We start from the raw sequence: 3656 nt of genomic DNA on the forward strand, positions 1-3656 counted from the left end.
AGGTGCCGCGCGCCTACCGCGCCACCGGCGAGCACGCGCCCGGCTCGGAGGCGGTGCTGGAGATGTTCACCGAGCGCGTCGAGGAGTACAAGGCGACGGTGCTGCGCTGCGGCCCCGACGAGGTGCCCACGACCGTCAACGACGTGCTGGCCTCCTGGGGCGCCTCCCACGTCGTCGTGCCGCCGGACTTCGGCGTGGGGTGGCTCTCCAGCGGCCAGGTGCGCATCACCGTCGACGACGGCGCGCTGACGCCGGAGGACGTCGACGACGTCGACGCCGTGCTCACCGCCTGCGCGGTGGGCATCGCGGAGACGGGCACCGTGGTGCTGGACGGCTCCCCCGACCAGGGCCGGCGGATGATCTCGCTGGTCCCCGACCGCCACCTCGTCGTGGTCCACGCCGGGCAGGTCGTGCAGACGGTGCCGGAGGCCGTCGCCCGGCTGGACGCGACGCGCCCGCTGACCTGGATCAGCGGGCCGAGCGCCACGAGCGACATCGAGCTGGACCGCGTGGAGGGCGTGCACGGCCCCCGCACGCTGGTCGTCGTCCTCGCGAGCTGACGCCCCGCCCGACGCACCAGGGCCCGGTCCCCACCCCCGTGGGACCGGGCCCCGTCGCGTCGGGCGCGGTGCGCCTCAGACGTCGCGGCGCTTCAGCCGCAGCGCCCCCGCCACGAGGAAGGCCGCCACCCAGGCGGCGAACCACGCGGCACCGACCCACACCGACAGCATGTTCGGGATCTCCGCGACGGTCGTGAGCGACGTCGCCGTGTTGACGAAGTAGTACTCGCGGATCGTGTCCCCGTTCCAGGACTCCGGCACCAGCTGCAGCAGGCCGGGGACGACGAGGACCAGCGCGGCCATCGTGACGATCGTGCCCGCGGAGTTGCGCAGCAGCGCCCCGAGGCCCAGGCCCGCCAAGGCGATGCCCGTCTGCATGACGGCCGTGCCGAGGACCGCGCGCAGCACGCCCTCGTCACCGATCCCGGGCGTGGTGATGTCCGTCGTGCTGAAGATGGCCTGGCCGATGAAGAAGGCGGCCAGGTCGGCGAGGGCCATCACGACCAGCACGATGCCGGTGAGCACGAGGGCCTTGGCGGCGAACGCCGCGAGGCGGCGGGGCGCCGCGGTGAAGGTGGTGCGGACCATCCCGGTGGAGATCTCCCCGGCGATGACGATGGCGCCGATCGCCGCGACCACCAGCGAGGCGAACTGGGCACCGCTCAGCGCCAGCAGGGTCAGGTCGAGCTGGCCGCCGGTGCCATCGGCCATCTCCTCCCGGGCGCCGGCGTCGTTCAGGCCGGTGGAGATGCCCCAGGAGATCAGGGCGCCGATCCCCACGGTGCAGACGACGGCGCCGATCATCGTCCAGAGGACGGAGCGCACGCTCCAGAACTTGATCCACTCCGACCGCAGCATCCCCCCGAAGGTGAGGCGGTGCTGCGGGGGGCGGTACTGCGGGACGGCCGGGGTCTCGTCGAGGGTCGTGGTGCTCATCGGGCCACCTCCTGGGCCTGCTGCGGGACGTCGGCCTGCGGGACATCGGCCTGCCGGACGTCGGCCTGCCGGCCGTCGCCGCCGTGGGTCTGCTGCTCGGGGGCCGGCCCGCCGGCGCCGGGGGCGCCGTGCGCGTGGTACTCCACGGCGCCGGCCGTCAGCTCCATGAACGCCTCCTCAAGCGAGGCCCGCTGCGGCGTCAGCTCGTGCAGCGCCACCCCGCGGCGGGCCGCGGCGTCGCCGATCTGCTCGGGGGTGAGGTCCGCGACGCGGAAGCTGCCGTCCTGCGCGGAGGTCAGGTGGCCACCGGCGGCGGTGACGAGCTCGCGCAGCTCCTCCACCTGCGGGGAGCGCACCAGGACCCCGCGCGGGGCGGTGCGGTCGATGAACTGCCGGACCGGCTCGTCCGCGATGAGCTTGCCGCGGCCGATGACCACGAGGTGCTCGGCCGTCAGCGCCATCTCGCTCATGAGGTGGGAGGAGACGAACACCGCCCGGCCCTCGGCGGCCAGGTGCTTCATGAGGTTGCGGATCCACAGGATGCCGTCGGGGTCCAGGCCGTTCACCGGCTCGTCGAACATGACGGTGGAGGGGTCGCCCAGCAGCGCCGAGGCGATGCCGAGGCGCTGGCCCATGCCGAGGGAGAAACCCCCGGCGCGCTTCTTGGCGACCTCGCGCAGCCCGACGAGCTCGACGACCTCGTCCACGCGGGAGGCCGGGATGCCGGCGGTGGCGGCGACGGCCTGCAGGTGGCGGGCGGCGGAGCGCCCGGTGTGCACGGCCTTGGCGTCCAGCAGGGCGCCCACCGCACCCAGCGGGTTGCGGTGCTTGGCGTAGGGGATGCCGTCGACGAGCACGTGACCGGCGGTGGGCCGGTCCAGCCCGAGGATCATGCGCATGGTGGTGGACTTGCCCGAGCCGTTGGGACCCAGGAAACCCGTGACGATGCCCGGCCGCACGGTGAAGGAGAGGCCGTCGACCGCGACCTTCTTCCCGTACACCTTGCGGAGGCCGACTGCCTCGATCATGTGTCCTCCTCGTGATGTCCCTGGAGAGCTTTCCGAGGAGAGGTGGGACGCGGCATCGGCCGAGGGTCGCCGTGCGGGTCACCACTGGTCGCAGCACCGACGACCGACGGTGATCGGGGTCGCGACGGAAGGATGATCCGCCGCGGCGACCTCAGCCGGAGGACGCCACCAGCCGCGCCTCCGCGGAGAAGCCCTCGATGTGGGCGCGGACGGCGTCGGCCGCCCGCGCGGGGTCCCCGGCCCGCACCGCGCGCACCACCTCGCGGTGCTCGGCGCGCAGCCGGTGCGCCGTGGTGGACCAGTCGGGCAGCGTCGGCACCGCCGCCACGACGTAGCCGCGCACGGCGTCGCGCAGCGCCACCATGACCGTGCTGACCAGCACGTTGCCGGCGGCGGCGGCCAGCGTCACGTGGAACTCGGCGTCCAGGGCGTGGAAGCGCTCCGGCGCGAGCTCCTCCTCCTCCATCGCCACCAGCAGCTCCTCCGCGCGCGCCAGCTCCACCTGCCCCGAGCCGGTGGACGCGGCCGTCGCGACCGCCCACGACTCCAGGAGGACGCGGGCCTCCACGAGGTCCCGCACGGGCAGCGCGCGGGTGCCCACGTGCAGGCGCAGCGCCGCCGACAGCGGCGCGGCCGGGTCCCCGACGACGACGGTGCCGGCGTCCGGGCCCGATCCCACGCCCGAGCGCACGACGCCCATCGCCTCCAGCACCCGGATCGCCTCCCGCACCGAGGCACGGCTCACGCCGAGCTGCTCCGCGAGCGTGCGCTCGGGCGGCAGGCGGCCGCCGATCCGCAGGTCCCCACGGGCGAGGTCGTCCTCGATGCGGCGCAGCACAGCCTCGTGGGTCCGCACCCTGCTCACCCTAGCCGTGCGGGTGCCGGTGCCGTCAGGAGCCGCGGACACGACGACGGCCGGCCCCCCTGGGAGGGGGACCGGCCGTCGGGGCGCGGCGCTCAGGCCTGCTGCGCGTCCTCGTACGCCTTGACGATCTCCGCGGAGATGCGGCCCCGGTCGGAGACGGTGTAGCCGTTCTCCCGCGCCCACGCCCGCACGGCGCCGCTGTCCGGGGCACCACCGGCGGCCGGCGCCGAGGCGCCCTGCGCGGCCCGCGGCTTCGGCGCGCCCGCC

5 protein-coding genes are annotated in these 3656 nt (G+C 74.9%); 1 reads left to right on the plus strand and 4 read right to left on the minus strand.

Annotated elements, in window-relative coordinates; translation table 11 throughout:
* Window positions 1-560 (plus strand): LutC/YkgG family protein (locus ABEB16_RS19155; RefSeq protein WP_345713803.1); only part of this gene is annotated, 560 nt, incomplete at its 5' end.
* Window positions 561-635: 75 nt separating this feature from the next.
* Here ABEB16_RS19155 and ABEB16_RS19160 read toward each other — a convergent pair.
* From ABEB16_RS19160 to ABEB16_RS19175, 4 genes are all read right to left on the minus strand, one after another.
* Entirely contained in the window at window positions 636-1496 is an 861-nt protein-coding gene (locus tag ABEB16_RS19160) for an ABC transporter permease (protein WP_345713804.1), read from the minus strand.
* Complete coding sequence (locus tag ABEB16_RS19165; protein ID WP_345713805.1) at window positions 1493-2524, minus strand: ABC transporter ATP-binding protein; 1032 nt, start codon at window positions 2522-2524, stop codon at window positions 1493-1495. Before ABEB16_RS19165 ends, ABEB16_RS19160 begins: the two co-directional genes overlap by 4 nt.
* 151 nt (window positions 2525-2675) lie before the next feature.
* Window positions 2676-3380, minus strand: a complete 705-nt coding sequence (locus ABEB16_RS19170; RefSeq protein ID WP_345713806.1) for a FadR/GntR family transcriptional regulator — start codon at window positions 3378-3380, stop codon at window positions 2676-2678.
* Between the two features lie 101 nt (window positions 3381-3481).
* Window positions 3482-3656: Lsr2 family DNA-binding protein (locus ABEB16_RS19175; protein WP_345713807.1), on the minus strand; the 175-nt coding region annotated here is incomplete at its 5' end.

The organism is Kineococcus glutinatus, from assembly GCF_039542765.1.
In the GTDB taxonomy this organism is placed as follows: Bacteria; Actinomycetota; Actinomycetes; order Actinomycetales; family Kineococcaceae; genus Kineococcus_A; species Kineococcus_A glutinatus.